This is a genomic window from Sediminicola luteus, assembly GCF_040566555.1.
In the GTDB taxonomy this organism is placed as follows: Bacteria; Bacteroidota; Bacteroidia; order Flavobacteriales; family Flavobacteriaceae; genus Sediminicola.
In genome coordinates this window covers 116267-143025 of sequence record NZ_JBEWYP010000006.1, presented here as the reverse complement: position 1 = coordinate 143025, position 26759 = coordinate 116267, and the positions used below count along the sequence as shown (strand labels likewise).

The following is a 26759-nucleotide window of genomic DNA, read 5'->3' as shown; positions in this document are numbered from 1 at the left end:
ATAAAAGGTTTGTCCAATTATTTAACAGCCCTTTAAGGGGCACAATTTAACAAAAATTAAGCGTTTTGTGCCTTAAATTCTTTTAATTTTTCGATGAGTTTAGGTACCACTTCAAAAGCGTCCCCAACAATTCCATAATCGGCAGCTTTAAAAAATGGGGCTTCAGGGTCGGTGTTGATTACCACTTTCACCTTGGAAGAGCTTACCCCCGCAAGATGTTGAATGGCCCCAGAGATACCAATAGCGATATAAAGATTACTGGCCACTGGCTTTCCTGTCTGTCCCACATGTTCTCCATGAGGTCTCCATCCTAAATCGGAAACAGGCTTGGAGCAAGCGGTAGCTGCGCCAAGAACTTCGGCCAATTCCTCTATCATTCCCCAGTTTTCTGGTCCTTTTAATCCTCTTCCTCCAGAAACTACAATGTCCGCATCGGCTATGGTGGCCTTGCCTACCACTTTGTCCACTTCGACTGATTTTGTAGTAAAATCGGCATCGGTAATAGTCGGACTAAAAGCTTCTACAGCAGCCGTTGTCTTATGCTCATGAATACCGAAAGCGTTGTTTGATACTCCGACGATCTTGATATCGGTGCTAATTTCGGTATGGGCGAAACCTTTGTTGCTAAATGCAGTTCTTTTTACAGTAAATGGACTTGCACTTTCCGGAGCAGTAACCACATTGGGAACATACCCCGCCTTTAATTTGGCAGAGACAATTGGAGCCAAATATTTGGTGTCCGTACTGGAACTTACAATAACTACTTTGGCGCCTTCTTTTTCAGCGGCCTCTGTAATTGCATGGGCATAGGCCTTGGCATTAAATGTTTTTAGGGTGTCGTTGGAAACGTTCAAAACCTTTGCAACCCCATAGTCTCCCAATACCTCGTTGTTGGAGGCGTTAAAAGAAATAGCGGTAACCGTGGTGCCCAATAACTGAGCAACTTCGTAGGCATATGAGGCAACTTCAAAAGCATTCTTTTTGAACTTTCCGTTTTCTGATTCTGTATATACTAAAACTGACATGTCTTTATTTTTTTGTTGATAAAACTAGCGTGTTTGAATGTAGAATTCCGTGAAGAAACGGAATCTACCTAGATGACTTTGGCTTCGTTATGCAGTAAATTGATCAATTCATCAATGTTGTCTGCGCTAACCAATTTAACCGCTCCTTTTGGGGCAGGTTTTTCAAATTTTTCATCCACCGTCTTGGCATTGGCATCAATAGGTTCAACCACGTTCAATTTTTTCTGACGTGCCATCATGATCCCCCTCATATTTGGGATTCTAAGGTCGCTTTCTTCCACCAATCCTTTTTGTCCGCCTATAACCAATGGAAGGGAAGTGGATAATTTTTCTTTACCACCATCTATCTCTCTTATTGCCGTTACCTTATCGCCATCGATTTCGAGATTGACACAAGTATTGATAAAATTCATATCTAAAATAGTAGCCATAATTCCAGGTACCATTCCACCGTTGTAATCAATGGATTCCCTTCCTGCTATCACAAGATCATATCCTCCATTTTTTACAACTTCGGCCAGTTGTTGAGCTACAAAAAAACCATCTGTAGGTTCTGCATTTACCCTAATGGCCTCATCTGCTCCAATGGCCAAGGCCTTTCTGATAGTAGGTTCCGTATTGGCCCCTCCAACAGTGGCAACATGTACCGTGGCGCCTTGTTTTTCTTTGAACCACATGGCCCTTGTCAATCCAAATTCGTCGTTCGGATTAATAACAAATTGCACCCCATTGGTGTCAAATTTTGTGTTATTATCAGTGAAATTTATTTTGGAAGTAGTGTCCGGAACGTTACTTATACAAACGAGTATTTTCATTTTGATATATAGTTTTTCTTTTTCTTAAAAATGAATTGCCCAAAGATAACTATTAATTTTTAAATTTACTATGCATGCATAGTAAATTTGTTGTTATTTTGATAATCACAAGGTATTATTTGACATATAATTTCCTATTTTTGCTTGCGTTTTGAGACGAACATAAAAACTTTACTCTATTATACATGAGAACAATACAATTTAGAGAAGCCATAGCGGAGGCGATGTCCGAAGAGATGAGACGTGATGAATCCATTTATTTAATGGGAGAAGAAGTTGCGGAATATAACGGAGCATATAAGGCTTCCAAAGGGATGTTGGACGAATTTGGTCCAGATAGGGTTATAGATACCCCCATTTCTGAATTGGGTTTTGCAGGTATTGGAGTTGGTTCTGCCATGGGTGGTAACAGACCCATCATTGAATTCATGACCTTTAACTTTGCATTGGTCGGTATTGATCAGATCATAAGTAACGCAGCAAAAATCAGACAAATGTCGGGCGGACAGTTCAATTGTCCAATCGTATTTAGAGGACCTACAGGTTCTGCTGGTCAGTTGGGTGCAACCCACTCACAAGCTTTTGAGAGTTGGTTCGCAAATTGTCCTGGTCTAAAAGTGGTTGTACCTTCCAATCCTTACGATGCAAAAGGACTTTTGAAAGCATCGATTAGAGATGACGATCCGGTTATTTTTATGGAATCGGAGCAGATGTACGGTGATAAAGGAGAAGCTCCCGATGGAGAATATACTATTCCTTTAGGAGTGGCAGAAATAAAAAGAGAAGGTAAGGATGTTACCATTGTATCTTTTGGTAAAATAATCAAGGAAGCTTACAAAGCTGCAGAGGAATTGGAAAAAGAAGGGATCAGTTGTGAGATTATAGATTTACGTACTGTACGTCCTATGGATCATGATACCATTTTAAAATCTGTAAAAAAGACGAACAGACTTGTTATTTTGGAGGAAGCGTGGCCTTTTGGAAACGTGGCTACTGAGATTACGTACCAAGTGCAATCCCAAGCGTTCGATTATTTGGATGCGCCTATCATTAAAATTAATACTGCCGATACCCCGGCACCATATTCTCCAGTTTTATTGGAAGAATGGTTGCCAAACTACAATGATGTGATCAAGGCGGTTAAAAAAGTGTTATATAAATAAATAAAAATATTTTGTTAAGGTATTTTAGCTTTGCCGACCAAGTGTCGGCAAAGCTTTTGTTTTATTATAAGATGGTGTGTTTGGGTTCACTTTAAAAACCAAAAGATGGCAAAGCTTTCAGGATTCATTGTTAACGTTCCTGATAACCCTATGATTGCTTCATGAAAAGAATTTTATTAGTCCTGTTTGTTCTTTCCTCTTTCTGGTCCATTGCACAGACCAAGGTTAGTGGCGTTGTGGTAGATGAAACCGGAGAACCGGTAGCTTTTGCGAATGTATTGTTCAAGAACTCGTCCCAAGGAACCATTACCAATGACAACGGGGTGTTCTATATGGAGTCCGACGAGACCTATACTACTTTAATTATTTCCTTTATCGGTTATGATAAATTGGAACTTCCCTTGCCCACAAAAGTCAATTATAATTTAAAGGCAGTGTTGATGGAGTCCAGTGAGCAATTGGATGAGGTTGTGGTCTATGTGGGCAAACAATCCAAAAAGAATAACCCGGCCATAGATATCCTTAAGAAAATCTGGGCAAAGAAACGTGAGAATGGGGTAAGCAAGTTTAAACAGTACCAGTATGACAAATATGAAAAGGTAGAGTTTGATTTGAATACGATAGACAGCGCCCTGATCAAAAGCAGACTCTTTAGGGGGATGGAATTTGTATTCGAAGACTTGGATACCTCCAGAATTACAGGAAAGACCTATTTACCTATTTTCCTAAACGAGACCTTTTCCAAAGTGTACGGCGACAACAAGTTGGCGGAGACCAAGGAAGATATTCTGGGAAATAAAAACTCTGGGTTTAGCAATAACCAGGCGTTAATCGCATTTGTGAAGGATTTATATTCTGACTATAACATTTATAACAACTACTTAAAATTCTTTGATAAAAGTTTTACAAGTCCCTTATCCAAGACAGGGGTGGATACCTATAATTATGTGTTGTCCGACAGTGCTTATATCGATAACAAATGGTGCTATAACATTATTTACTATCCTAGGCGAAAGAACGAGCTGACTTTCAAAGGGGATTTTTGGGTGAATGATACCACCTTCGCCATCAAGAAGATTAACTTGGAAGTTACCCGAAGTGCCAATATCAACTGGGTAAAGGATATCTATATTGAGCAGGAATTTGAAGTTTTGAACGATTCAGTTTTTCTATTGAAGCGTGACTATATGCTCAGCGATTTTAGTTTCAGCAAAAAGGAGAAGGCCAGAGGGGTGTATGGAAAGAGGACCACGGTGTATAATAACTATATGTTCGATATTCCCAAGCCAAGGGAATTCTATAAGGTAGATGCCAACCAATTTGACCCATCGGTCTTTGAGAAGGAAGATAGTTTTTGGAGCGACAACAGATTGGAGCCCTTGAATAAGGATGAAAAAGGGATCTATCAATTATTGGATACCCTGCGTACCGTTCCCAAGTTTAAATCCATGTACAATATAGCCAGTATCTTAGGTTCCGGATATGTGGAAATAGATAAATGGAATGTTGATATAGGGAGTGTGTTCAATGTTTTTGGATATAACGAAGCAGAGGGCATGCGCCTGAGAATGGGAGCAAGGACCTATTTTGGTCAAAATGACCCATGGCGCTTGGAAGGTTATTTGGCCTATGGTTTTGGCGATCATAAATTTAAACACGGGTTTTCCGCCAAATGGTTGGTTGATAAAAAAAATAGGATTATTATTTCTGGTGGAAATAGAAGGGATATTGGTCAGCTTGGAATAAGCTTAACGGCAACAAGTGATGTGTTGGGGCGCAATCAGGCAACCTCCTCGGTACTTACCGTGGGCTCCAATAATAGGCTTTCCAATATCAATCTGAGTGCCTTTAATATGGAGATTGAGCCTATCACCAATTTAAAATTTGGGGTGGGTAGTTCTTTGCGGACCCTGAGTTCGGCATTGCCAGATCTTTTTAGTCTCGATTATGTGGATCCTGAATCACCAACGGGTATTTCCTCGGAAATAAAACAATTTGAAATCAGTACCCAGATCATTTATACGCCGGGCAGAAGGACCATTGGGTATGGCGTGGAAAGACGAAATATCAACGATGATTACAGTACCTTGTTCTTGAATTACAGCCAAGGGCTGGAAGGGTTTCTGGAAAGCGATTTCAATTATAGGAAAGTACAATTTTCCTATAGCCAGCCATGGCAATTGGGATGGGGGAGATTATTGAGTTCTGTGGAATTGGGAAAAACGTTTGGGGAGGTGCCTTTGGGCCTTTTAAATGTGATTCCGGGAAACCAGACTTTCTTCTCTGTGTACAACAGTTTTGCCAATCTCGATTTTTATGAATTTGTAACGGATACGTATGCCACAGTGCATTTGGAACATAATTTTAATGGTCGGCTTTTTTCAAGGATACCATTTATGAGAAAATGGAATTTGAGGGAAATAGTGGGAATCAGAGGCGCCTGGGGAGATCTGTCCGATGAGAATATAGCATTGAGCAGTCCAACCAACGTCCCATTAATTGCTCCGACCAATAAGATTTATTATGAATACTCCGTTGGGGTAGGGAACATATTTAGAATATTGCGAATCGATTTTAATTTTAGGGGCAATTATTTGGAAAATCCTGATGCTAGGGCGTTTGGGGTTACAGGGTCATTTGGCTTTAGTTTTTAGAAACAAATGGGCTATGCTGCCTTTTTTCTAAGGCCTACTGATTTTTTTCAATTATATTTGCACCACAATTTAACGAAACATGAGTACAGAAGAAATAACATCGTTTGATGTTCTTATTGAGATCCCAAAGGGGAGTAGAAACAAATATGAGTATGATTTTAAATTGAAGAAGGTTCGTTACGATCGTATGATCTTTTCTTCAATGATGTATCCGGCCGATTACGGTTTTGTGCCAGAAACGTTGGCTTTGGATGGTGATCCCTTGGATGTATTGGTTTTGGTAACAGAGCCTACGTTCCCTGGATGTGTAATGGAAGTGAAGCCTATTGGGGTTTTCCATATGACCGATGAAAAAGGGCCAGATGAAAAAATTATCTGTGTTCCTGTTTCAGATCCAATTTGGAACAAAGTAAATGATTTGAATGAATTAAATCCACACCTTATTAAAGAGATAGAGCATTTCTTCCAAGTATATAAGGATTTGGAAAAGAAAAAAGTTGATGTTGGTGGATGGGGAGATGTCAATGAAGCCAAGGAAATTGTTGTTAAGTGCATCAAGCGCTTTGCGGATAGTGATGTTCCACTTAGGGATGTAACAATTACCTAGTAATAAAGCATAACAATTTTTATCATATAAGCAATATTCTTAGTTGAATATTGCTTTTTTTATTTCTATTTGATTTTACTACTTTAGTCCAGCTAAAAATTTAACAGATAAACGAATGGATTCAATTATGATTTATGTGCCTATTATCATGGCAATCATTGGGCTTCTTTTTATGTGGGTAAAAAGATCCTGGGTTTTAAAACAAGACGCCGGAGATGGAAAAATGAAAGAGATTTCCGATCACATCTATGAAGGCGCACTGGCTTTTCTAAAAGCGGAATACAAATTATTGACAATCTTTGTCATCGGAGCCAGTATTGCTTTGGCCGTAATTTCATTTATTGTTCCTACAACACATATTTTAATCGTAGTAGCCTTTGTTTTTGGGGCATTTTTCTCTGCATTGGCAGGAAATATGGGTATGAAGATTGCCACCAAGACGAACGTAAGAACAACCCAAGCTGCACGTACCAGTTTGCCACAGGCTTTAAAAGTATCCTTTGGTGGTGGTACCGTTATGGGATTGGGCGTAGCCGGATTGGCGGTTTTAGGACTTACAACATTTTTTATCATACTGTTCCATTTCTTTATGAACGGTACATGGACCTCCACAGAGGATATGACCATTGTTCTCGAAACTTTGGCAGGATTCTCCTTGGGAGCTGAGTCCATTGCCCTTTTTGCCCGTGTGGGTGGGGGTATTTATACCAAAGCGGCCGATGTGGGCGCGGATTTAGTAGGTAAGGTTGAAGCAGGAATTCCTGAGGATGATCCTCGTAACCCGGCGACCATAGCAGATAACGTTGGAGACAACGTTGGTGATGTGGCAGGGATGGGTGCAGATTTGTTCGGTTCTTATGTAGCCACCGTGCTTGCTGCCATGGTACTGGGAAATTATGTCATCAAAGATATGGGAGGTAATATCCAAGATGCCTTTGGAGGTATCGGACCTATATTGTTGCCAATGACCATTGCTGGTTTTGGAATTTTATTTTCCATTATTGGAACCATGTTGGTGAAAATTAAAAGTAACGATGCCAAAGAAGCCCAAGTTCAAGGGGCACTAAACATAGGAAACTGGGTATCTATAGGCTTGACCCTGGTGACTTGTTTTATTTTGGTAAAATATATGCTCCCAGAAACCATGAAAATGGAATTCTTTGGGGAAGGTTTAAAAGATATTTCTTCTATGAGGGTATTTTATGCCACTGTAGTCGGATTGGCCGTGGGAGGTATAATTTCTTCTGTGACGGAATATTATACTGGACTTGGAACAAAGCCTGTATTGGCCATCGTTCAAAAATCCAGTACTGGAGCAGGGACCAATGTAATTGCCGGATTGGCAACAGGGATGATCTCTACGTTTCCAACTGTTCTAATATTTGCTGCGGCTATTTGGGCGTCCTATGCTTTTGCAGGGTTTTACGGAGTTGCATTAGCGGCTTCTGCTATGATGGCCACAACTGCCATGCAATTGGCTATTGATGCCTTTGGACCTATTTCCGATAACGCAGGGGGTATTGCAGAAATGAGTGAACTGCCTAAAGAAGTACGTACCCGTACAGATATTTTAGATTCGGTAGGGAATACTACCGCTGCAACCGGGAAAGGATTTGCCATTGCATCTGCTGCCTTGACTTCCTTGGCTTTGTTTGCTGCCTATGTCACCTTTACCGGGATAGATGGGATCAACATATTTAAAGCGCCCGTACTTGCGATGCTCTTTGTAGGTGGGATGATTCCTGTGGTGTTCTCGGCTCTTGCGATGAACTCGGTTGGGAAGGCTGCTATGGATATGGTGTACGAAGTACGTAGACAGTTTAAAGAAATTCCTGGTATTATGGAAGGTACCGGTAAACCAGAGTATGGAAAATGTGTGGAAATTTCTACCAAGGCTGCCTTGAGGGAAATGATGTTACCTGGAATCCTGACTATTGGGTTTCCTATCGCCATCGTCTTGCTTGGAAAATTGGTATATTCTGATAATGACCAATTGACAGCAGAAATGCTTGGAGGTTATATGGCGGGTGTTACCGTTTCCGGTGTGTTATGGGCTATTTTCCAGAACAACGCAGGAGGTGCTTGGGACAATGCCAAAAAATCTTTTGAAGCAGGTGTGGAAATTAACGGGGAAATGACTTATAAAGGTTCGGATGCCCATAAGGCTGCCGTAACCGGGGATACTGTTGGAGACCCATTCAAAGATACTTCTGGTCCGTCTATGAACATTTTGATCAAGCTAACCTGTTTAATAGGACTTGTAATTGCTCCTATATTGGGAGGTCATAACGTTGAAACTGGGGTTGCACAGAAAGAACAAGAGGTTCGTGTGGAAATGATGGTAGATAATGATGCTGCAGAAGCAATAGTTAGCTATACGACCATCGTTAATGGAGAAGAAGTTGTCCAAGAAAAAAAATTCGTAGGAACTACTGAAGAAGTAAAGAAGCAAGTAGAGGCCTTTAGGGATGATGTAAAGGTTCAGATAGAACGTTAAAATTAGGATTGACCTAAAAAGTAAAAGCCGCCCATAGAAATATGGGTGGCTTTTACTTTTTAACTTATCAATATGACCATGAGGTGGACGCTAAAACTTTAAGTGGGAATTGAATAGGAAGTTCTTCAGGTTGCCTTGTTAGTTTTATAATTGGGGTTATGACTTTTGGCCTAAAGTAATTATATTCACAATTTTAATGATACATTTTATACAGTAGGGTGCCTTTAATTTACTTAAGACCTGAGAAATAAAAATTTTAAGATATGGGATTATTCTATGGCCGCGACCCCTTACAGCTTATTGTCTTTCAAACTTATGGCTCTGACACGTATTTGTACATTAAAGGTCGTGCCCTTGAGGATGAGAATATAGATCTTACAAAAAAGAATTTTATTCACCTTTTAATTAATTCTTGGAAACGCTTCGAAACAGACGTTATTGGCAATTGTCAAATCAAATTAAAACTCCCCAATGGCGATTTCCATGAGTTTAAAACAGATGTAGAAGGCTATTTTTTACTAGCCTTGAATAAAGCCAATCTACAATCTATGAGTAATGAGGAGGGTTGGTTAGCTTTTGAAGTTTCCTATGCGGATGAATCCATAAAAAGAAGCATTCAACTTGAAAATCGATTTCCCGGAGAAATGTTGATACCTTCCCATTTCTCGGATTTTGGGGTTATAAGCGATATAGACGATACTATTTTACAGACAGGTATGATGTCCTTATTAAAATGGAGGGTTCTCTACAATACTTTTTTAAAAACTCCCGGAACAAGAATTCCCTTGACGGGAGCACCAGAATTTTATCATTTGCTGCATAGGGGTGCGTCTGGCGAAAAATCCAATCCTATTTTTTATGTGAGTAACAGTCCGTGGAATTTGTATCTATATCTAGAATTCTTTTTAAAGAACAATAATTTTCCAAAGGGCCCTATATTATTGCGGAGTCTGAGTGCATTTTTTAATAGGCATAAGCTTAAGGGGCCGGACGATCGTCCACATAAAATCCGAGAGATATTAAATATTCTTCAAACATATCCTGCGCTTCCATTTGTGCTCATCGGAGATGGAGGGGAGAAAGATGCCGATATCTATTTAGAAATTGCAAAAATGTATCCAGATAGGATAAAAGCGATTTATTTGCGCAGTGTCAAGCATCAGAAAAAAATGTTACGGGTAGCTGGTTTGTTCAAAGATTATACAGATATTCCAGTGCTTTTGGTTGAAGATAGTGACCAAGCCATTCAACATGCCCAAGAAAATGGATTAATCGTGTTGAAATAAGTCGAGTTCCTATTTCAACGTTCATACCATATTTAAGTCTTTAAAAAGGGGAAGTTGGATTGTTTAAAATAGGCCGTTGATTTCCGCGTCAATTTTGTTAAGAATCAATCCTAAATCCTCTGGATTGTCCACAAAATCCAATTTATCCACATCTATGATCAAAAGGGGACCTTTTTCATAACCTTCTACCCAGGCCTCATAGCGTTCATTCAATCTGCTGAGGTAATCTATGGAAATAGTGTTTTCGTAATCCCTACCTCTCTTATGGATCTGATTGACCAAATTGGGAATGGAGCTTCTCAAATAGATCATAAGATCTGGCGGTTGTACCAAACTTTCCATCAACTCAAAGAGACTGGAGTAATTTGTAAAATCACGATTCGTCATAAGCCCCATGGCGTGCAAGTTGGGAGCGAATATAAAGGCATCCTCGTAAATGGTCCTATCCTGAATAATACTCTTGCCACTTTCGCGGATTTGTAAAATTTGTCGGAAACGGCTGTTGAGGAAGTAGATCTGCAGGTTAAAACTCCATCGTTCCATTTGATTGTAAAAATCGTCCAAATAGGGATTGTCAACCACATCCTCAAAATGGGCCTCCCATTTGTAATGTTTGGCCAGTAATCTGGTCAGGGTAGTTTTTCCTGCTCCTATATTTCCAGCAACCGCGATATGCATAGTCTTATTTGTTTGTGATTAGTGCTCAATGTAACCTATTTACTCAAATTGATAGGGGGCCACAAGATACAAGATATCGTTATGAAGTGAAAATCTTTAATAGAATATACGATGAAAAAAATAGGAATGTTTATTGAGTACTTATTTCCATATTCAAGCGTAGTTTTGGATTTCATTTTGGGTAATAAATTAAAGTATGGTTCCCAAATGAACATTAAATATCCAACCTTGTGTAATTTGTTGTTAAAGATTTTGCGGGCAATTTGAATTCTCCTACTTTTGCCCGACAATTTGAAGAGGAAGGATTTGACTGATTGCAACCTCGAGTTCCGGAATTGTTCCGGATTCTTAAAATGCTAAAGCAGTTCCTACTGAAGTTCTTTCAGTAAGTAAACTTCTTTACCACATTACGTCAAATCGGAAACTCAATTTAAAATGATTGAAAGTTATGGCGTATTTATTCACCTCGGAATCGGTAAGTGAGGGACACCCAGATAAAATAGCAGATCAAATTAGCGATGCGTTGTTGGACAATTTTTTGGCCTTCGACTCAGAAAGCAAAGTAGCTTGTGAGACTTTGGTTACCACAGGCCAAGTAATTCTTGCCGGGGAGGTCAAGAGCCATACCTATTTGGATTTACAGCAAATAGCAAGGGATGTCATCAATAAAATAGGTTACACCAAAGGGGAATACCAATTTAGTGGGGATTCCTGTGGGGTTATTTCCTTGATTCATGAACAATCCAAGGATATCAATCAAGGTGTAGACAGAGGTACTAAAGAAGAGCAGGGGGCAGGTGACCAGGGAATGATGTTTGGGTATGCCACCAAAGAAACCGAAAATTACATGCCTTTGGCATTGGATATTTCCCATAAAATCCTCCAGGAACTGGCTTTGATGAGAAGGGAGAATAAAGAAATCACTTATCTAAGACCTGATGCAAAGGCGCAGGTGACCATAGAATATTCCAATGAAAATGTACCCCAACGAATTGATACCATTGTAGTTTCTACACAACACGATCAATTTGATGCGGATGACGATAAAATGTTGGAAAAAATAAAAAAAGATATTATTTCCATTCTTATTCCAAAGGTAAAGTCCCAATTACATGAGTCGTTACAAGTATTGTTCGATGATGATATTAACTACCACATCAACCCAACCGGTAAATTTGTTGTCGGTGGGCCACATGGGGATACCGGGTTAACCGGAAGAAAGATTATTGTGGATACCTATGGTGGAAAAGGTGCCCATGGAGGTGGCGCCTTCAGTGGTAAGGATCCAAGTAAGGTAGATAGAAGTGCGGCCTACGCTGCCCGTCATGCGGCCAAAAATTTGGTAGCGGCAGGAGTTGCCGATGAAATCTTGGTGCAGGTAAGTTATGCCATCGGGGTGGTTAAGCCAACGTCCATTTATGTAGATACCTATGGTACCTCTAAAGTGAATTTAAGCGATGGGGAGATAGCTAAGAAAGTAGGAGAATTGTTCGATATGAGGCCTTTTGCCATCGAAGAGCGATTGAAACTGCGCAATCCCATCTATTTTGAAACAGCGGCTTATGGCCACATGGGCAAAGAGCCACAAATGGTAAACAAAGTTTTTGAATCCCCTTATAATGGTAGGATCGAAAAGGAAGTGGAGTTGTTCACTTGGGAAAAATTGGATGCCATAGATAAGGTAAAAGCGGCCTTCCAATTGTAATTTTATTGAAAAGATTAGGAAATTTAAATTTTCCGAACCTATATTTGCAGACCTAAAGTTCAAACACGTATTGAATAGTTATCAAGAAAGGCGGAGGGATTAGACCCTATGAAGCCTTAGCAACCCTTTGCTCCAAAAGCAATGAAGGTGCTAAATTCTGCCCAATTTATGTGGGACAGATAACAAAAACAGGTTGCCCATGGCAACTGTCTTTTCTTTTTAACTTTTTTGATTTTACCTATTCGCATTGTCCGCGGATCAGGGTTTGGCTTTTTTAATTTATTCAGTTTTAACAATTAAAAAAACAAAAATCATGAGTGATCAAAAATTTTCAACAAACGCATTACATGCAGGCCACGATGTGGCTGCCAATGGAGGAACAAGAGCAGTACCTATCTATCAGAGTACGGCCTTTGTATTTAAGGACTCGGACCATGCAGCCAATCTTTTTGCTTTGGCGGAGCCTGGGAACATCTACACCAGGATCAATAACCCTACCAATGATATTTTAGAGCAGCGCTTGGCCGTTTTGGAAGGCGGAATAGCATCCGTGGTTACGGCTTCCGGAACAGCAGCTATTTCTACGACCTTATTGGTTTTATTAAAAGCGGGCGACCATATTGTGGCCTCCAATAGTTTATATGGGGGTACTTACAATTTATTGAACGTTACACTTCCAAGACTGGGGATCACTACCACTTTTGTAGACCCTTCTGATCCTGCAAATTTTGGCAAGGCGGTTAAAGATAATACCAGGGCCATTTTTGTGGAGTCCCTCGGGAATCCTAAATTGGATGTCCTGGATCTGGCTGCAATATCCAAAGAAGCAAAAGCAGCTAAAATTCCCTTTATTGTGGATAATACGGTCGCAACACCGGCCTTGTTAAATCCTATAGCCCATGGTGCCAATATCGTGATCCATTCGTTGACCAAATTTATCAACGGGAATGGAACGGCTCTAGGTGGTGCAATTATAGATGCTGGTACTTTTGATTGGAGCAGCGGCAAATTCCCTGAGTTCACGGAACCATCCGCGGGATACCATGGACTGGTATATCATGAAGCTTTGGGCCCGGCAGCATTTATTGCTAAGGTCAGGATTGAAGGATTACGGGATCACGGAGCGGCATTGAGTCCATTTAATGCATTTCAAATTATTCAAGGTTTGGAAACTTTGGAGATTAGAATTGCAAAGCATAGTGAAAATGCACTGGCACTGGCCCAATGGCTGGAAAGTCGTGATGAGGTGGTTTGGGTGAATTATCCAGGATTGGAAAGCAGTAAATACAACCAATTGGCCAAGAAATACCTACCTAAAGGTCAGAGCAGTATTGTTACCTTTGGAGTTAAAGGAGGATTTGAGTCTGCCAAAAAAATAGCTGATGAAACCAAAATATTCTCTTTGCTTGCCAATATTGGCGATACAAAATCTTTGATCATACACCCGGCTAGTACCACGCATCAACAATTGGATGCTGCCGCCCAGGAATCAACAGGCGTTACCACAGATCTGATTAGATTATCTGTAGGTCTGGAAAATCTCGAGGATTTAAAGTCAGACTTGGAGCATGCTTTCAAGACCATCGCATTGAGCAATCCAATAGCCTAGTACGTTATTGGAAATAAAATAAAAGTACCTGTCAACGTTAAGATGACCACATTATGTTAAAGCATTTAAAGATTAAAAATTACACCACCTACAGTGGAAGCAGTTTGGATATTTCCTTGTCCTATCAGTTATTCGGACCCGAATTGCATTCTGCCCCAATAGTCTTGGTGAACCATGCCCTGACCGGTAATTCGGACGTGGCCGGGGAACACGGTTGGTGGTCTGCCTTAATTGGTGACGATAAGTGTATAGATACCAAAAAATATACGGTGCTTTGTTTTAATGTTCCGGGCAATGGGTACGATGGTTTTGTCATTGATAATTATAAGGATTTTGTGGCCAGGGATATTGCCAATATCTTTTTGCAGGGCTTGGACCTGTTGGATATTAAAAGGATATATGCCTTGATCGGGGGATCATTAGGGGGCGGTATAGCTTGGGAAATGGCCGTATTGAAGCCTAACCTAACCGAACACCTGATCCCTGTTGCGTCTGACTGGAAATCTACGGATTGGTTAATTGCAAACTGTCAGATCCAGGAACAGTTTTTGGTGAATTCCAAGCAGCCCGTTCAGGATGCCCGTATGCATGCCATGTTGTGCTACCGAACCCCTGAGTCTTTTAAAGAGCGTTTTAAAAGGAGCACCAATGAAGAATTAAAGGTGTTTAATGTGGAAAGTTGGTTGCTGCACCATGGGAACAAGTTGCAGGAGCGGTTTCAATTATCGGCCTACAAACTTGCCAACCAACTATTAAAGACCATAGATGTGACCAGGGACGGAGAGGACCGCTTTATGAAATTGCAGAAGAGCGATACCAATATTCATATCATAGGGGTAGATTCCGATCTGTTCTTTACCGCAAAGGAAAATAAGGAGACCTTTAAACAATGGGCCCAGGCCAATAGCAAGGTGACCTATGGTGAAATCCATTCGCTACACGGGCATGACGCTTTTTTGATAGAGTTTGATCAGGTTCAGGAATTGCTAAAAGGGATTTTTGACCAAAATGGAGATTCCAAGAGGATAAAGGTGCTCAAATTTGGGGGGAAATCATTGGCCAATGGGGAAGGAATTGAAAGGGTTTTGGATATCATTACCTCCAAAGTGAAGGATGGAGAAAAAATAACAGTGGTATTATCTGCCCGGGACAAGGCAACTGACCAACTGGAGGCCATTTTGGAAAAGGCTGCCAATGGGAAGAATTACGCCAAGGATTTTGAAGCTTTTGAGAAATATCAAAGGCACACCTACAAAAATGTAGATCTGTCCAAGGAGTTTACAGAATTGGTGAAATTGTTCGAAGGGGTTTCTCTTTTGGGGGATTACAGTTCCAAGATCAAGGACCAAGTCTTGTCATATGGAGAGCTTATTTCTGCCAAATTGCTGACAAAGTTATTGGTAGGGAGAGGTGTAAAAGCCAAGTTATTGGATTCTAGAAATTTGATAAAGACCGATGCCTCTTTTGGGGATGCCCAGGTTTTGGATGGCCTGTCCAGGGATAATGTGGTCTATGAATTTGGGAAATTGGATGCTGATTGCGTCCCTGTTATAGCTGGGTTCATTGCTTCCAATACCGATAATGCCACCACCACCCTGGGTAGAAACGGCAGTAATTATTCTGCTTCCTTATTGGCCAATTATTTAAATGCCGAGGAGTTACAGAGTTATACCCATGTAGATGGGATCTTTACTGCCAATCCGGATTTGGTGCCAGATGCCAAAATTATTTCAGAACTATCCTATGGGGAGGCGAATGAGCTGGCAAATTTTGGGACCACCATCCTGCACGCCAAGACCATTATTCCGCTTATTGAGAAAAATATCCCATTGCGAATATTGAACACCTTTAATAATGACAATAAGGGAACCCTCATAAGCGCAAAAACCGATGTTGAAGGCATCAAATCACTTTCCGTCTTTGAACATATGTCCCTTATCAATTTGGAAGGACGTGGGCTTTTGGGGAAAGTAGGCGTGGATGCCCGAATTTTTAGAGCCTTGGGGGATAATAAAATAAGTGTGAGCATCATTTCACAAGGATCTTCTGAAAGGGGGATCGGATTGGTAGTGGCCACGGATAAGGCTGTTTTGGCAAAAATGGCCCTGGAAAAGGAATTTGAGCACGATTTCCATTCGCAGGATATCAGTATGATCACGGTGGTGGAAGACGTTTCTATCATCTCCATTGTGGGGGAGGACTTGAGCACTTTTCACAAGCCCTATAATGCGCTGATCAAAAACCAGATAGTTCCTTTGCTGTTCAACAATACGGTATCAGGGAAGAATGTCAGTTTGGTCCTAAAAAAGACAGACCTGCACAAGGCCCTTAATGTGATGCACGGCCAGATTTTCGGAATTAGTAAAAAGGTAAATATTGCTGTTTTTGGACATGGCAATGTTGGAGGAACCCTCATTGATCAAATACTGAAATCTTCCAAAAAGATTGAAAAAAGAAATGGGATAAACCTCAATGTTTTTGCCGTGGCAAATTCCAAAAGAGTGCTTTTTAATCCCAAGGGTGTCTCTAAGAACTGGAAGACGGACATAGTTTCCAGGGGCATGGAATACCAACTAAAGGATGTTTTTGATTTTGCGAGGAACCATCATTTGGAAAACTTGATAGCTGTAGACAATACTGCCAATCAGGATTTTGTTGCCCATTATTTCGACTTCGTTGAAAACGGATTCGACCTGGTATCTTCCAATAAAATTGCCAATACCTTGGGATATGATTTCTATCAATTGTTACGGGAAGAATTGGATAAACATCAAAAGCAATACCTTTATGAGACCAATGTGGGGGCAGGGTTGCCTTTGATAGATACCATAAAGCTATTGCATATGTCCGGGGAGAATATCACTAGGATAAAAGGCGTTTTCTCAGGTTCTTTAAGTTATATTTTTAATACCTTTTCCGAGGAGGATGCCTCTTTTTCAAGTATCTTAAAGGAAGCAATGGATAAGGGATTCACCGAACCGGACCCAAGGGAAGACCTTTCTGGTAATGACGTGGGTAGAAAATTACTTATTTTGGCCAGGGAACTGGATCTGAGCAATGAATTTTCGGATATTGAGATCCAAAATTTGATTCCCAGTGAATTGAGGGAAGGTACAGCTTCTGACTTCTTGCAGCATTTGGAAGTGTTGGATGAAAAGTTCAAGAGTATTAAGGAGCAACAAAAACCAAACCATGTGTTGCGGTATGTGGGAGAGCTATCCGGGGACTTGCAACAGGAAAAGGGAGTCTTGCAGGTGAAATTGGTCTCGGTTCCCAAGGAAAGTGCTTTGGGACAAGTAAAGGGATCTGACTCTATCATTGAGATTTACACGGAATCATACGGTGAAAAACCCTTGGTCATACAAGGAGCGGGAGCAGGTGCGGCAGTAACAGCAAGAGGGGTGTTTGGCGATATATTACGAATTACTGAGAAAAGTTGATTATGAAAAAAAAGCAGTTTGAAACGGAAGCAATTCGCACACAAATGGAACGAAGTCAGTATTTGGAGCATTCAACGCCCATGTACCTTACGTCCAGTTTTGTATTTGAGGATGCAGAAGACATGCGCGCTTCCTTTGCAGAGGAAAAGGAAAGAAATATATATTCAAGATATAGCAACCCCAATTCTTCGGAATTTATTGAAAAAGTATGTAAAATGGAAGGCGCAGAAGACGGCTTCGCCTTTGCGTCGGGAATGGCAGCTGTTTTTTCAACCTTTGCTGCCCTTTTGGAAAGTGGAGACCATATTATTTCTTGTAGAAGTGTTTTTGGCTCTACCCATAGTCTCTTTACCCAATTTTTTCCGAAGTGGAATATCAATACCAGTTATTTCAACATAAATGAGGTAGATACCATTGAGGGCCTAATCACCCCAAAAACCAAAATACTTTATGCTGAATCGCCTACCAATCCTGGGGTTGATATCCTCGATCTGGAGGTATTGGGCGCGATTGCCAAAAAGCACAATTTGATCTTTATAGTGGACAATTGTTTTGCTTCCCCATATTTGCAGCAACCCATGAAATTTGGTGCCCATCTCGTAATACATTCCGGGACCAAACTTATGGATGGCCAAGGCCGTGTATTGGCAGGGATTACTGTGGGAGGAAAGGAGTTGATGGAAAAAGTGTATCGTTTTTCACGAATTACCGGTCCGGCTTTATCCCCTTTTAACGCCTGGGTGTTATCTAAAAGTTTGGAGACCTTGTCCGTAAGGGTAGACCGACATTGTGAGAATGCTTTAAAACTAGCCCAATTCTTGGAAGAACATCCCAAGGTAAATTGGGTAAAATATCCATTTTTAAAATCGCACCCCCAATATGAAATCGCCAAAAGGCAAATGAAAGCTGGCGGTTGTGTGGTTGCCTTTGATGTAAAGGGAGGAGTAGAGGCGGGAAGGAAATTCTTTGATGCCATAAAATTACTGTCCTTGTCTGCTAATTTGGGTGATGCAAGAAGTATTGTAACACACCCTGCATCCACGACCCATAGCAAGTTAACCACCGAAGAACGATTGGGCGCTGGGATAACAGATGGTATGGTAAGGGTATCCGTAGGCCTGGAACACATAGATGACATCATTGCCGATATTGATCAGGCATTGGCGTAAGACTTTGGGTATTGGGATAGGCTGAAAAAAAGGGGAGTTTATGGCGCAACAAGCAATACCAAATTTTCCTATATTCGTAGTATGCTTTCTAAGAAGACCAAGTACGGATTAAAGGCGCTCACCTTTTTGGCCAACCAAAAAGATAGGGAGCCCGTTCAAATTGCTGAAATTGCCAATCACGAGAATATTTCACAAAAATTTTTGGAAAGCATTCTGTTAACCTTGCGTAAAACAGGCTTTTTAGGATCAAAAAAAGGAAAGGGTGGGGGGTATTACCTCATTAAGGACCCCAAAGATATTCCAATGACCACGGTGATGAGGGTTTTGGAAGGTCCTATTGCCCTTGTTCCCTGTGTCAGCCTTAATTTTTACGAAAAATGCAGTGACTGTCCAGATGAGGAAAGTTGTTCCGTTCACAAGCTTATGATTCAAGTGAGGGACAGTACGTTAGAGGTTTTTGGCAGCAATACCCTCGCCGATTTAATGTCCTAAGCGCATTTTTAGTACTACTCCTGCTATATTTATTAGGAAATCCTCAAAAATCATCCTTCTTTTTCATTAATCTACTAAAACTATAGGGCAAAAGTAATATTGGTCAATCTTTTGCCTATAAAAGTAAAAATTAATTTTACTTTTGCTTACTCTACTAAATCTATAGGGATTAGTATTTTAAATTGTTTCACATGATAGCAGATCAATTGATATTAGGTAAAAAAGCGAGTAGTACCAGCTATAAGTCCGACAAGAAAACTGAGCAGCCAAAAAGGAGTATTGTTAAATCCATTAGCTGGAGGATTATTGGTACCATTGATACCATTTTAATTTCTTGGATTGTTACAGGTACTGCAAAGGTGGCTTTTTCAATCGGATTGGTAGAATTGTTCACTAAGATGCTATTGTACTTTTTTCATGAAAGAGCATGGAATTCCATTAACTGGGGCAAGTAATTAGGGAATCAGCTTTAAGCGTATTAAATCAAGAAAAAATGAAGTTTACGGAACAACAGATAAAAGATCTTAATGCCCAATTCAAGGGCATACCACCAGAAGAAATTATTTCTTGGGCTTTGCAATATGCTAAAAACGCGGTGGTAACCACTAATTTTCGACCTTATGAAGTGGCAATACTTCATGCGGTGACTGATATAGAAAAAGATGTTCCGGTAATCTGGTGCGATACGGGCTACAATACCCCCAATACATACAAACATGCCGAGGAGTTAATCGCTAAACTGGACTTGAACATTAAGTTATACGTGCCAAAGCAAACAGCAGCGCACAGGGATGCTGTTTTGGGAATTCCAGGAATTGAAGACCCAAACCATGCCATTTTCACAGAACAGGTGAAATTGGAACCTTTTAAAAGAGCAATGGCAGAGCATAAGCCAGATGTGTGGTTCACCAATTTAAGAAAAGGGCAGACCGCCCTGCGTGATACTTTGGATATTTTGAGCCAAAGCAAGGATGGTGTATTAAAGGTGAGTCCGTTTTACCATTGGAACGATTCGCAATTGGATGCCTATCTCGCCCATCTTGGTTTGCCCAATGAACATAAATATTTTGACCCGACCAAAGTACTGGACAATCGGGAGTGTGGATTACACACCTAATTAGAGGAGAGCAGCAATCAATTTTTCTTGTTTCAATTGAAAAAGGAAAATCAAAAAAGATATAGTTTGGAAACAGCAACATTAGATTCAAAACAAACAACAAAAATTTCACAATCAAGGGTTTTGCAAACCAATGCCTTGGAGAATGAGGCCATTTACATCTTTAGGGAAGTAGTGGCGCAGTTCGAAAGACCTGTATTGTTATTTTCTGGAGGTAAGGATTCCATTACTTTGGTCCGATTGGCACAAAAGGCATTCTTTCCTGCAAAAATCCCATTTCCTTTAATGCATATCGATACTGGACACAATTTCCCGGAAACCATAGAATTCAGGGATAAACTGGCGAAGGAACTGGGCGTGGAACTCATCATCCGTAATGTGCAGGATTCAATAGATCAAGGGAAAGTAGTTGAGGAAACTGGAAAATATGCCAGTAGGAATATGTTGCAGACCACGACCCTTTTGGATGCAATCGAGGAATTTAAGTTCGATGCCTGTATTGGTGGTGCCAGAAGAGATGAGGAAAAGGCTAGGGCAAAAGAACGTATTTTTTCTGTCCGCGACGATTTTGGACAATGGGACGAAAAAAATCAGCGTCCAGAATTGTTCGATATGCTCAATGGACAAATAGAGATTGGTCAGAATGTAAGGGTCTTCCCTATCAGTAACTGGACAGAATTGGATGTGTGGAGCTACATACAAAAGGAGGAGATTGAAATCCCATCCATTTATTTTGCACACCAACGTAATATTTTTGAAAGGGACGGATTGATCTGGTCGGCAGAGGACGGAGTAGTGTTTCGTGCGGAAGATGAAAAGGTAGAGGAACGTACAGTAAGATTTAGAACTGTTGGGGATATGTCCTGTACAGCTGCCGTTCTATCACATGCAGATACCATTGATAAGGTAGTTGCTGAAATTCGTGAATCAAAAATTTCAGAAAGAGGTGCCCGTATTGACGATAAGCGTTCCGAGGCGGCCATGGAAAAACGCAAGCAACAAGGATATTTCTAAAGCATTGATCCGTAATCGGGAAGATGTAAATCAAAAGCAATAGATCAAACAAAAAAATCCTTTCATAAGGAGAGGTTCATAAAGGCATGGAAGTACTAAAAATAGCAACAGCAGGAAGTGTGGATGATGGGAAGAGCACCTTAATTGGAAGGTTGCTTTACGATACAAAATCCCTCACCGATGATAAGTTGGAGGCCATAGAGAAAAGTAGCAGGCAGAGAGGTTATGATTATTTGGATTTCTCATTGGCTACGGACGGTCTTGTGGCCGAAAGGGAACAGGGGATTACCATTGATGTGGCCCATATCTATTTTTCCACACCTACCAAAAGTTATATAATTGCCGATACCCCTGGGCATGTTGAGTATACCAGGAACATGGTTACCGGAGCATCTACATCCCAAGTGGCCATTATCCTAATTGATGCAAGAAAAGGGGTCATCGAGCAGACCTATCGACATTTCTTCATCAATAACCTATTAAAGGTAAAAGATGTGATCGTAGCGGTCAATAAAATGGATCTGGTAGATTATTCAGAAGAGGTGTTCAATGATATTAAAAGGGATTTTGAGGCCTTAAATGCGAAGAGCACCTACCAAGAACAAAACGTGAGTTATATTCCAGTAAGTGCGCTAAAAGGCGACAATATTGTGAAACGAACGGATGCTATGACTTGGTACGATGGGGACACCATTCTTGGACATTTAGAAAATTTGGAAGCCGCTGATGTATATGATAAGGGGCAAGTACGTTTTCCAGTTCAGTCGGTCATCCGACCCAAAATGGATGAATACCATGATTTTAGAGGCTATGCCGGTAAAATATATGGTGGTAGCTTAAAAGTGGGGGACAGTGTAACCGTGTTGCCATCTTTAACGCAATCCAAAGTAAAGGAAATTTACTTTTTTGATAAAAAATATGATGAGGCCGTTGCAGGTAGTTCCGTTAATATCACCTTGGAGGATGATATCAATATCACCAGAGGGGATATGTTGGTAAAGAGCAAGGAGCTTCCAAAAATTGAAAAACAGATTACGGCAACTGTATGTTGGATGGATAGTAAACAACTGCAACCAGGAGCTAAATATATGGTTCAGCATAACACCAATAAGGTATTGTCCAAAATTGATGCCATTAAAAATGTGGTATCTACAGAATACACGGGCGTACATGATGCCAATAATAAATTGGCCTTGAACGAAATTGGGGAAGTGAGCATCAAATTGAGCAAGCCAATTTATTTTGATGCGTACAAAGACAACAAAGCCAATGGGTCATTTATCTTGATAGATACCCAATCCAATACCACGGCAGGCGTTGGTTTTATAAACTGATCCCATTTGTAAATAAATAAAGTAAGGCGCTCTTTTTATATTTATCCTATTAAATACATAGAATAAATAGGGATATATTAAAAACGCCAGTAATAATTAGAGAAGCGGTCCTATGCAGAGTTTTAGAACAGAAATAGAAAATCCAGTAGTACAAAAGGATATTATTGACTTGGAGGCCAAAATACGCCAGTTCCATGAAGGAAAGCTAGACGAAGAAAAGTTTAGAAGCCTTCGTTTGGCAAGGGGTGTTTATGGGCAACGTCAGGAAGGGGTGCAAATGATTCGTATCAAATTGCCTTATGGAAAAGTTTCCTCCAACCAATTACGAAGGATATGTGATGTTTCGGAAGAATATTCCACTGGGCGTTTACATATTACCACAAGACAGGATATACAGATCCATTATGTGGATCTTAACAGAACCCCTGAACTTTGGTCCCAATTGGAAAAGGACGATATCACCTTACGGGAAGCCTGTGGTAACACCGTTAGAAACGTAACGGCAAGTGAAACGGCGGGGATAGATACAGAGGAACCTTTTGATGTATCTCCGTATGCACATGCCTTATTCCAATATTTTTTAAGGAATCCTGTCAGTCAGGAAATGGGAAGGAAGTTTAAAGTTTCTTTTTCAGCCAGTGATGCGGATACGGGACTTTCCTATATGCACGATCTTGGCTTTATTGCCAAACTCCAAAATGGGGTTCCTGGTTTTAAAGTGATGTTAGGTGGCGGCTTGGGTTCCCAGCCCCGTCATGCGGATGAATTGTTTTCCTATTTACCAAGTGATCAAATTATTCCTTTGATGGAAGGGGTTGTAAGAGTTTTCGACCGATATGGGGAACGAAAAAGCAGGGCCAAAGCTAGGATGAAATTCTTAATAAAGGACTTGGGTCTGGATGGCTTTAAAGAATTATTGGAAGCCGAACAAAAGGCTCTTCCTTTTAAAACGTACCCTATTGATGCCAATGCCTACCCACAAGCTCAAATAGCCGATGTAACGGCGCCAGAGGTAACAATTGCGGATCAAGAGGCATTTGAAAATTGGAAGGCAACCAATATTGTGCCCCAAAAACAAACAGGTTTTGTAGCGATAGGGGTGAAGGTAAAATTAGGTGATTTTTATATAGACAAGGCTCGTGCCTTGGCAGATCTAGTAGAAAAGTACGCTGCAGGCGAAATTCGTCTTTCACTGCGTCAAAATATTCTGATCCCTTATGTAAAAGAAGCCTTGCTTCCGTTTTTTTACACAGAATTGGAAAAACTTGGATTTGCAGAAGCTGGTTACAATAAAGCGTTGGACATCACGGCATGTCCGGGAACCGATACCTGTAACTTGGGGATTGCCAGTAGTACAGGAATTGCGGCGGAGTTGGAACGGGTGATAGCGGCAGAATATCCGCAATACATCAAAAATCCGGACGTAGTCATTAAAATCAGTGGTTGTATGAATGCCTGTGGGCAGCACAATATGGCCAATATTGGTTTTCAGGGGATGTCGATCAGGACCAAAGATAAATTGGTGGCCCCAGCGCTACAGGTGTTATTGGGCGGTGGAAATATTGGCAATGGAAAAGGATTATTTGCAGATAAGGTAATTAAAGTACCTAGCAAAAGGGGACCAGAAGCCTTACGATTGATATTGAACGATTTTGAAGCCAACGGCAACGGACTATCTTTTGTGGATTACTACGTAGAGAAGGGACAAATTTATTTTTACGACTTCTTAAAGCCTTTGGCAGATATTGAAAATCTGACTCAAGATGACTTTATCGATTGGGGCAATACAGAGGAATATGTCCAAGCTATTGGGGTTGGTGAGTGTGCCGGGGTGGTCATTGATTTGATCGCTACCCTGCTGTACGAGTCAGAGGAGAAGATCGCCAATGCACAGATTGCCTTGGAGGATAAAAAATGGGCTGCCAGTATCTACCATTCCTATGCTTCTATGGTCAATTCTGCAAAAGCATTGTTGACATCGGAAAATCACAAAACGAATACACATGCAGGAATTATCAAGGATTTTGATACTGTTTTTGTGACTTCGGATAAAATAAGCCTGGATACTTCTTTTGAAGTCCTCGCTTTGCAATTGAACAAAAATGAACCAACTGAGGCCTTTGCCAAAGCTTATGTGAAAGATGCGAATGCATTTTTGAAGAAAGTGGCGGCCTACAGAAAATTGGAATTGGAACATGTATAAAGAACCTAAATTAACGGTAGTAGGGGCAGGACCTGGCGATGTGGAGCTGATAACCTTGAAGGCGATCAAAGCACTGGCATCTGCGGATGTTGTTCTCTATGATGCCTTGGTGGATCCGGAGTTGTTGGCGTATGCCGAGCATTCGGAACATATTTTCGTAGGCAAGCGCAAAGGATGTTATGCTTATCAACAAGACCAGATCAACGAACTGATTGTTAGCAGGGCACATTCACATGGACATGTAGTACGCCTAAAAGGTGGTGACCCCTTTGTGTTTGGTAGGGGAGCTGAAGAAATGGAGTATGCTGCAAAGGCAGGTTTGGCTGTAGCCATGGTTCCAGGGATTTCATCTTCAGTGGCAGTGCCGGCATCCCAAAATATACCCGTGACCAAAAGAGGAGCGGCAGAAAGTTTCTGGGTGATCACAGGTACCACAAAAGACCATCAGTTATCCACTGATGTAGCCTTGGCGGCAAAGAGCAATGCCACCGTGGTGATATTGATGGGGATGTCCAAGTTGCCAGCCATTGTAGAGCTGTTCAAGCAAGAAGGTAAATCAGAATTGCCAATTGCCATAATCCAAAATGGTACTAGGGATGATGAAAAAGTAGGCGTTGCAAAAATAGCAACCATAGAAGCTGAGGTGGCCAGACAAGAATTGGCAAATCCGGCGATAATAATAATTGGAGAAGTAGTTAAACACAGGGCCGCCATTTTAGAGGTTGCCCAAGAATATAAACAAGTAGAAAGTCAGAAGTTATGATAAAGACAGATATACTGATCATTGGAGCGGGACCTACGGGATTGTTCACTGTTTTTGAAGCAGGATTATTGAAATTGAAAACGCATTTAATAGATGCATTGCCACAACCGGGGGGACAATGTTCTGAAATCTATCCAAAAAAACCCATATACGATATTCCGGCATTTCCTGAAATCTTGGCTGGAGATCTTGTAAACAACCTTATGGAACAAATAAGGCCATTTAATGCAGGTTTTACGTTGGGAGAAAGAGCTGAAACCTTGGAAAGGTTAGATGATGATACGTTTATCGTTACTACCAATAAAGGGACAAAGCACCATGCACCAGTAGTTGTTATCGCGGGAGGGTTAGGTTCTTTTGAACCTAGAAAGCCATTGATTCCCAATATTGCAAATTATGAGGACAAAGGGGTTTCTTATATGATCAAGGACCCTGAGGTATACCGCGATAAAAAAGTGGTGATTGCCGGGGGTGGAGATTCTGCTTTGGATTGGGCCATCTTCTTGACCAATGTAGCTTCAGAAGTTTCTTTGGTTCACCGTAGGAATGAGTTTAGAGGGGCCTTGGATTCCGTTGAAAAAGCGGCAGAATTGGCAAAATTGGGCAAGATCCGATTATTTACAGAGGCTGAGGTGGTGTCCGTTCAAGGAAAAGATACCTTGGAGGCAGTAGTGATTAAACATAACGATGCCGAAAAAGGGGAGACCTTTTTGGAAGTGGATGATTTTATTCCGCTTTTTGGGCTCTCACCAAAACTGGGACCCATTGGGAGCTGGGGCTTGGAAATTGAGAAAAATGCCATTAAAGTGGATAATGCTTATGATTACCAAACCAATATCCCTGGAGTTTACGCCATAGGTGATGTCAATACCTATCCTGGCAAGCTTAAATTGATCTTATCAGGATTCCATGAAGCTGCCGTAATGTGCCAGAGTGCCTATCAACGCATAAATCCAGGCAAGAGATATGTTATGAAATACACAACTGTTGGTGGGGTTGAAGGATTTGATGGTTCCAAAAAAGAAGCCAAAAAGGAAGTTGTACAGAGTATATTAGCTTAGATTATATTTGAATTAGTCTAAAAAACCTTCCAGATTACAATCTATCTGGAAGGTTTTAAAAAAAGCATACTTTCCTTGTTTTTAATAATGCTGTGACGTTACTTTGCAGCTAGTTCATTACCAAAAC

General features: G+C 40.8%; 20 protein-coding genes and 1 riboswitch. Of the genes, 17 read left to right on the top strand and 3 right to left on the bottom strand.

Annotated elements, in window-relative coordinates; genetic code table 11:
* Nucleotides 1-56 precede the first annotated feature (56 nt).
* Together ABXZ32_RS11520 and ABXZ32_RS11515 are read right to left on the bottom strand one after the other, a co-directional pair.
* The gene (locus ABXZ32_RS11520) at nt 57-1025 is read right to left on the bottom strand and encodes an electron transfer flavoprotein subunit alpha/FixB family protein (protein ID WP_354618826.1); all 969 of its coding nucleotides are present in this window, start codon (nt 1023-1025) and stop codon (nt 57-59) included.
* Between the two features lie 68 nt (nt 1026-1093).
* A complete protein-coding gene (locus ABXZ32_RS11515; RefSeq protein WP_354618825.1) occupies nt 1094-1840 on the bottom strand; it encodes an electron transfer flavoprotein subunit beta/FixA family protein in 747 nt (248 codons plus the stop codon).
* A 185-nt stretch (nt 1841-2025) separates the two neighbouring features.
* Here ABXZ32_RS11515 and ABXZ32_RS11510 point away from each other — a divergent pair, with 185 nt between their 5' ends.
* From ABXZ32_RS11510 to ABXZ32_RS11490, 5 genes are all read left to right on the top strand, one after another.
* The gene (locus tag ABXZ32_RS11510; protein ID WP_354618824.1) at nt 2026-3003 is read left to right on the top strand and encodes a pyruvate dehydrogenase complex E1 component subunit beta; all 978 of its coding nucleotides are present in this window, start codon (nt 2026-2028) and stop codon (nt 3001-3003) included.
* 161 nt (nt 3004-3164) lie between these two features.
* A complete protein-coding gene (locus tag ABXZ32_RS11505) occupies nt 3165-5657 on the top strand; it encodes a DUF5686 family protein (protein ID WP_354618823.1) in 2493 nt (830 codons plus the stop codon).
* A gap of 79 nt (nt 5658-5736) precedes the next feature.
* Nucleotides 5737-6264, top strand: a complete 528-nt coding sequence (locus ABXZ32_RS11500) for an inorganic diphosphatase (protein WP_354618822.1) — start codon at nt 5737-5739, stop codon at nt 6262-6264.
* 115 nt (nt 6265-6379) lie between these two features.
* The gene (locus ABXZ32_RS11495) at nt 6380-8761 is read left to right on the top strand and encodes a sodium-translocating pyrophosphatase (RefSeq protein ID WP_354618821.1); all 2382 of its coding nucleotides are present in this window, start codon (nt 6380-6382) and stop codon (nt 8759-8761) included.
* 263 nt (nt 8762-9024) lie between these two features.
* Nucleotides 9025-10047: an App1 family protein gene (locus ABXZ32_RS11490; RefSeq protein WP_354618820.1), complete on the top strand. Its 1023-nt coding sequence runs from the start codon at nt 9025-9027 to the stop codon at nt 10045-10047.
* Nucleotides 10048-10110: 63 nt separating this feature from the next.
* On the opposite strand, the gene ABXZ32_RS11485 is transcribed toward ABXZ32_RS11490, so the two are convergent.
* Nucleotides 10111-10725: a deoxynucleoside kinase gene (locus ABXZ32_RS11485; RefSeq protein WP_354618819.1), complete on the bottom strand. Its 615-nt coding sequence runs from the start codon at nt 10723-10725 to the stop codon at nt 10111-10113.
* Nucleotides 10726-11173: 448 nt separating this feature from the next.
* Between ABXZ32_RS11485 and metK the strand changes: the two genes are divergently transcribed.
* The 12 genes from metK (at nt 11174) to ABXZ32_RS11425 (ending at nt 26632) form a co-directional block, all read left to right on the top strand.
* Entirely contained in the window at nt 11174-12430 is a 1257-nt protein-coding gene (metK, locus tag ABXZ32_RS11480) for a methionine adenosyltransferase (protein WP_062058357.1), read from the top strand.
* Nucleotides 12431-12505: 75 nt separating this feature from the next.
* A riboswitch (SAM riboswitch) is annotated at nt 12506-12616 on the top strand.
* A gap of 127 nt (nt 12617-12743) precedes the next feature.
* Nucleotides 12744-14039: an O-acetylhomoserine aminocarboxypropyltransferase/cysteine synthase family protein gene (locus tag ABXZ32_RS11475; RefSeq protein ID WP_354618818.1), complete on the top strand. Its 1296-nt coding sequence runs from the start codon at nt 12744-12746 to the stop codon at nt 14037-14039.
* A gap of 53 nt (nt 14040-14092) precedes the next feature.
* Nucleotides 14093-17479 carry a bifunctional aspartate kinase/homoserine dehydrogenase I gene (thrA, locus tag ABXZ32_RS11470; RefSeq protein ID WP_354618817.1) on the top strand — a complete coding sequence of 1129 codons (3387 nt, stop codon included), beginning with the start codon at nt 14093-14095 and terminating at the stop codon, nt 17477-17479.
* A 2-nt stretch (nt 17480-17481) separates the two neighbouring features.
* On the top strand, nt 17482-18648 hold the full coding sequence (locus ABXZ32_RS11465; protein WP_354618816.1) for a trans-sulfuration enzyme family protein: 1167 nt from the start codon (nt 17482-17484) through the stop codon (nt 18646-18648).
* Nucleotides 18649-18729: 81 nt separating this feature from the next.
* Nucleotides 18730-19140 (top strand): RrF2 family transcriptional regulator, encoded by a 411-nt coding sequence (locus tag ABXZ32_RS11460; RefSeq protein ID WP_062058366.1) that lies wholly within the window; start codon nt 18730-18732, stop codon nt 19138-19140.
* Nucleotides 19141-19331: 191 nt separating this feature from the next.
* Entirely contained in the window at nt 19332-19595 is a 264-nt protein-coding gene (locus ABXZ32_RS11455; protein WP_062058369.1) for a DUF2061 domain-containing protein, read from the top strand.
* A gap of 38 nt (nt 19596-19633) precedes the next feature.
* Nucleotides 19634-20257 carry a phosphoadenosine phosphosulfate reductase domain-containing protein gene (locus ABXZ32_RS11450; RefSeq protein WP_354618815.1) on the top strand — a complete coding sequence of 208 codons (624 nt, stop codon included), beginning with the start codon at nt 19634-19636 and terminating at the stop codon, nt 20255-20257.
* Nucleotides 20258-20323: 66 nt separating this feature from the next.
* The gene (gene cysD, locus ABXZ32_RS11445; RefSeq protein ID WP_082591171.1) at nt 20324-21271 is read left to right on the top strand and encodes a sulfate adenylyltransferase subunit CysD; all 948 of its coding nucleotides are present in this window, start codon (nt 20324-20326) and stop codon (nt 21269-21271) included.
* An 86-nt stretch (nt 21272-21357) separates the two neighbouring features.
* On the top strand, nt 21358-22605 hold the full coding sequence (locus ABXZ32_RS11440) for a sulfate adenylyltransferase subunit 1 (protein ID WP_354618814.1): 1248 nt from the start codon (nt 21358-21360) through the stop codon (nt 22603-22605).
* 112 nt (nt 22606-22717) lie between these two features.
* On the top strand, nt 22718-24808 hold the full coding sequence (locus ABXZ32_RS11435; protein WP_354618812.1) for a nitrite reductase: 2091 nt from the start codon (nt 22718-22720) through the stop codon (nt 24806-24808).
* The gene (cobA, locus tag ABXZ32_RS11430) at nt 24801-25571 is read left to right on the top strand and encodes a uroporphyrinogen-III C-methyltransferase (RefSeq protein ID WP_354618811.1); all 771 of its coding nucleotides are present in this window, start codon (nt 24801-24803) and stop codon (nt 25569-25571) included. Before ABXZ32_RS11435 ends, cobA begins: the two co-directional genes overlap by 8 nt.
* Nucleotides 25568-26632: an NAD(P)/FAD-dependent oxidoreductase gene (locus ABXZ32_RS11425; protein WP_062058383.1), complete on the top strand. Its 1065-nt coding sequence runs from the start codon at nt 25568-25570 to the stop codon at nt 26630-26632. Before cobA ends, ABXZ32_RS11425 begins: the two co-directional genes overlap by 4 nt.
* The last annotated feature ends 127 nt before the right edge of the window (nt 26633-26759 follow it).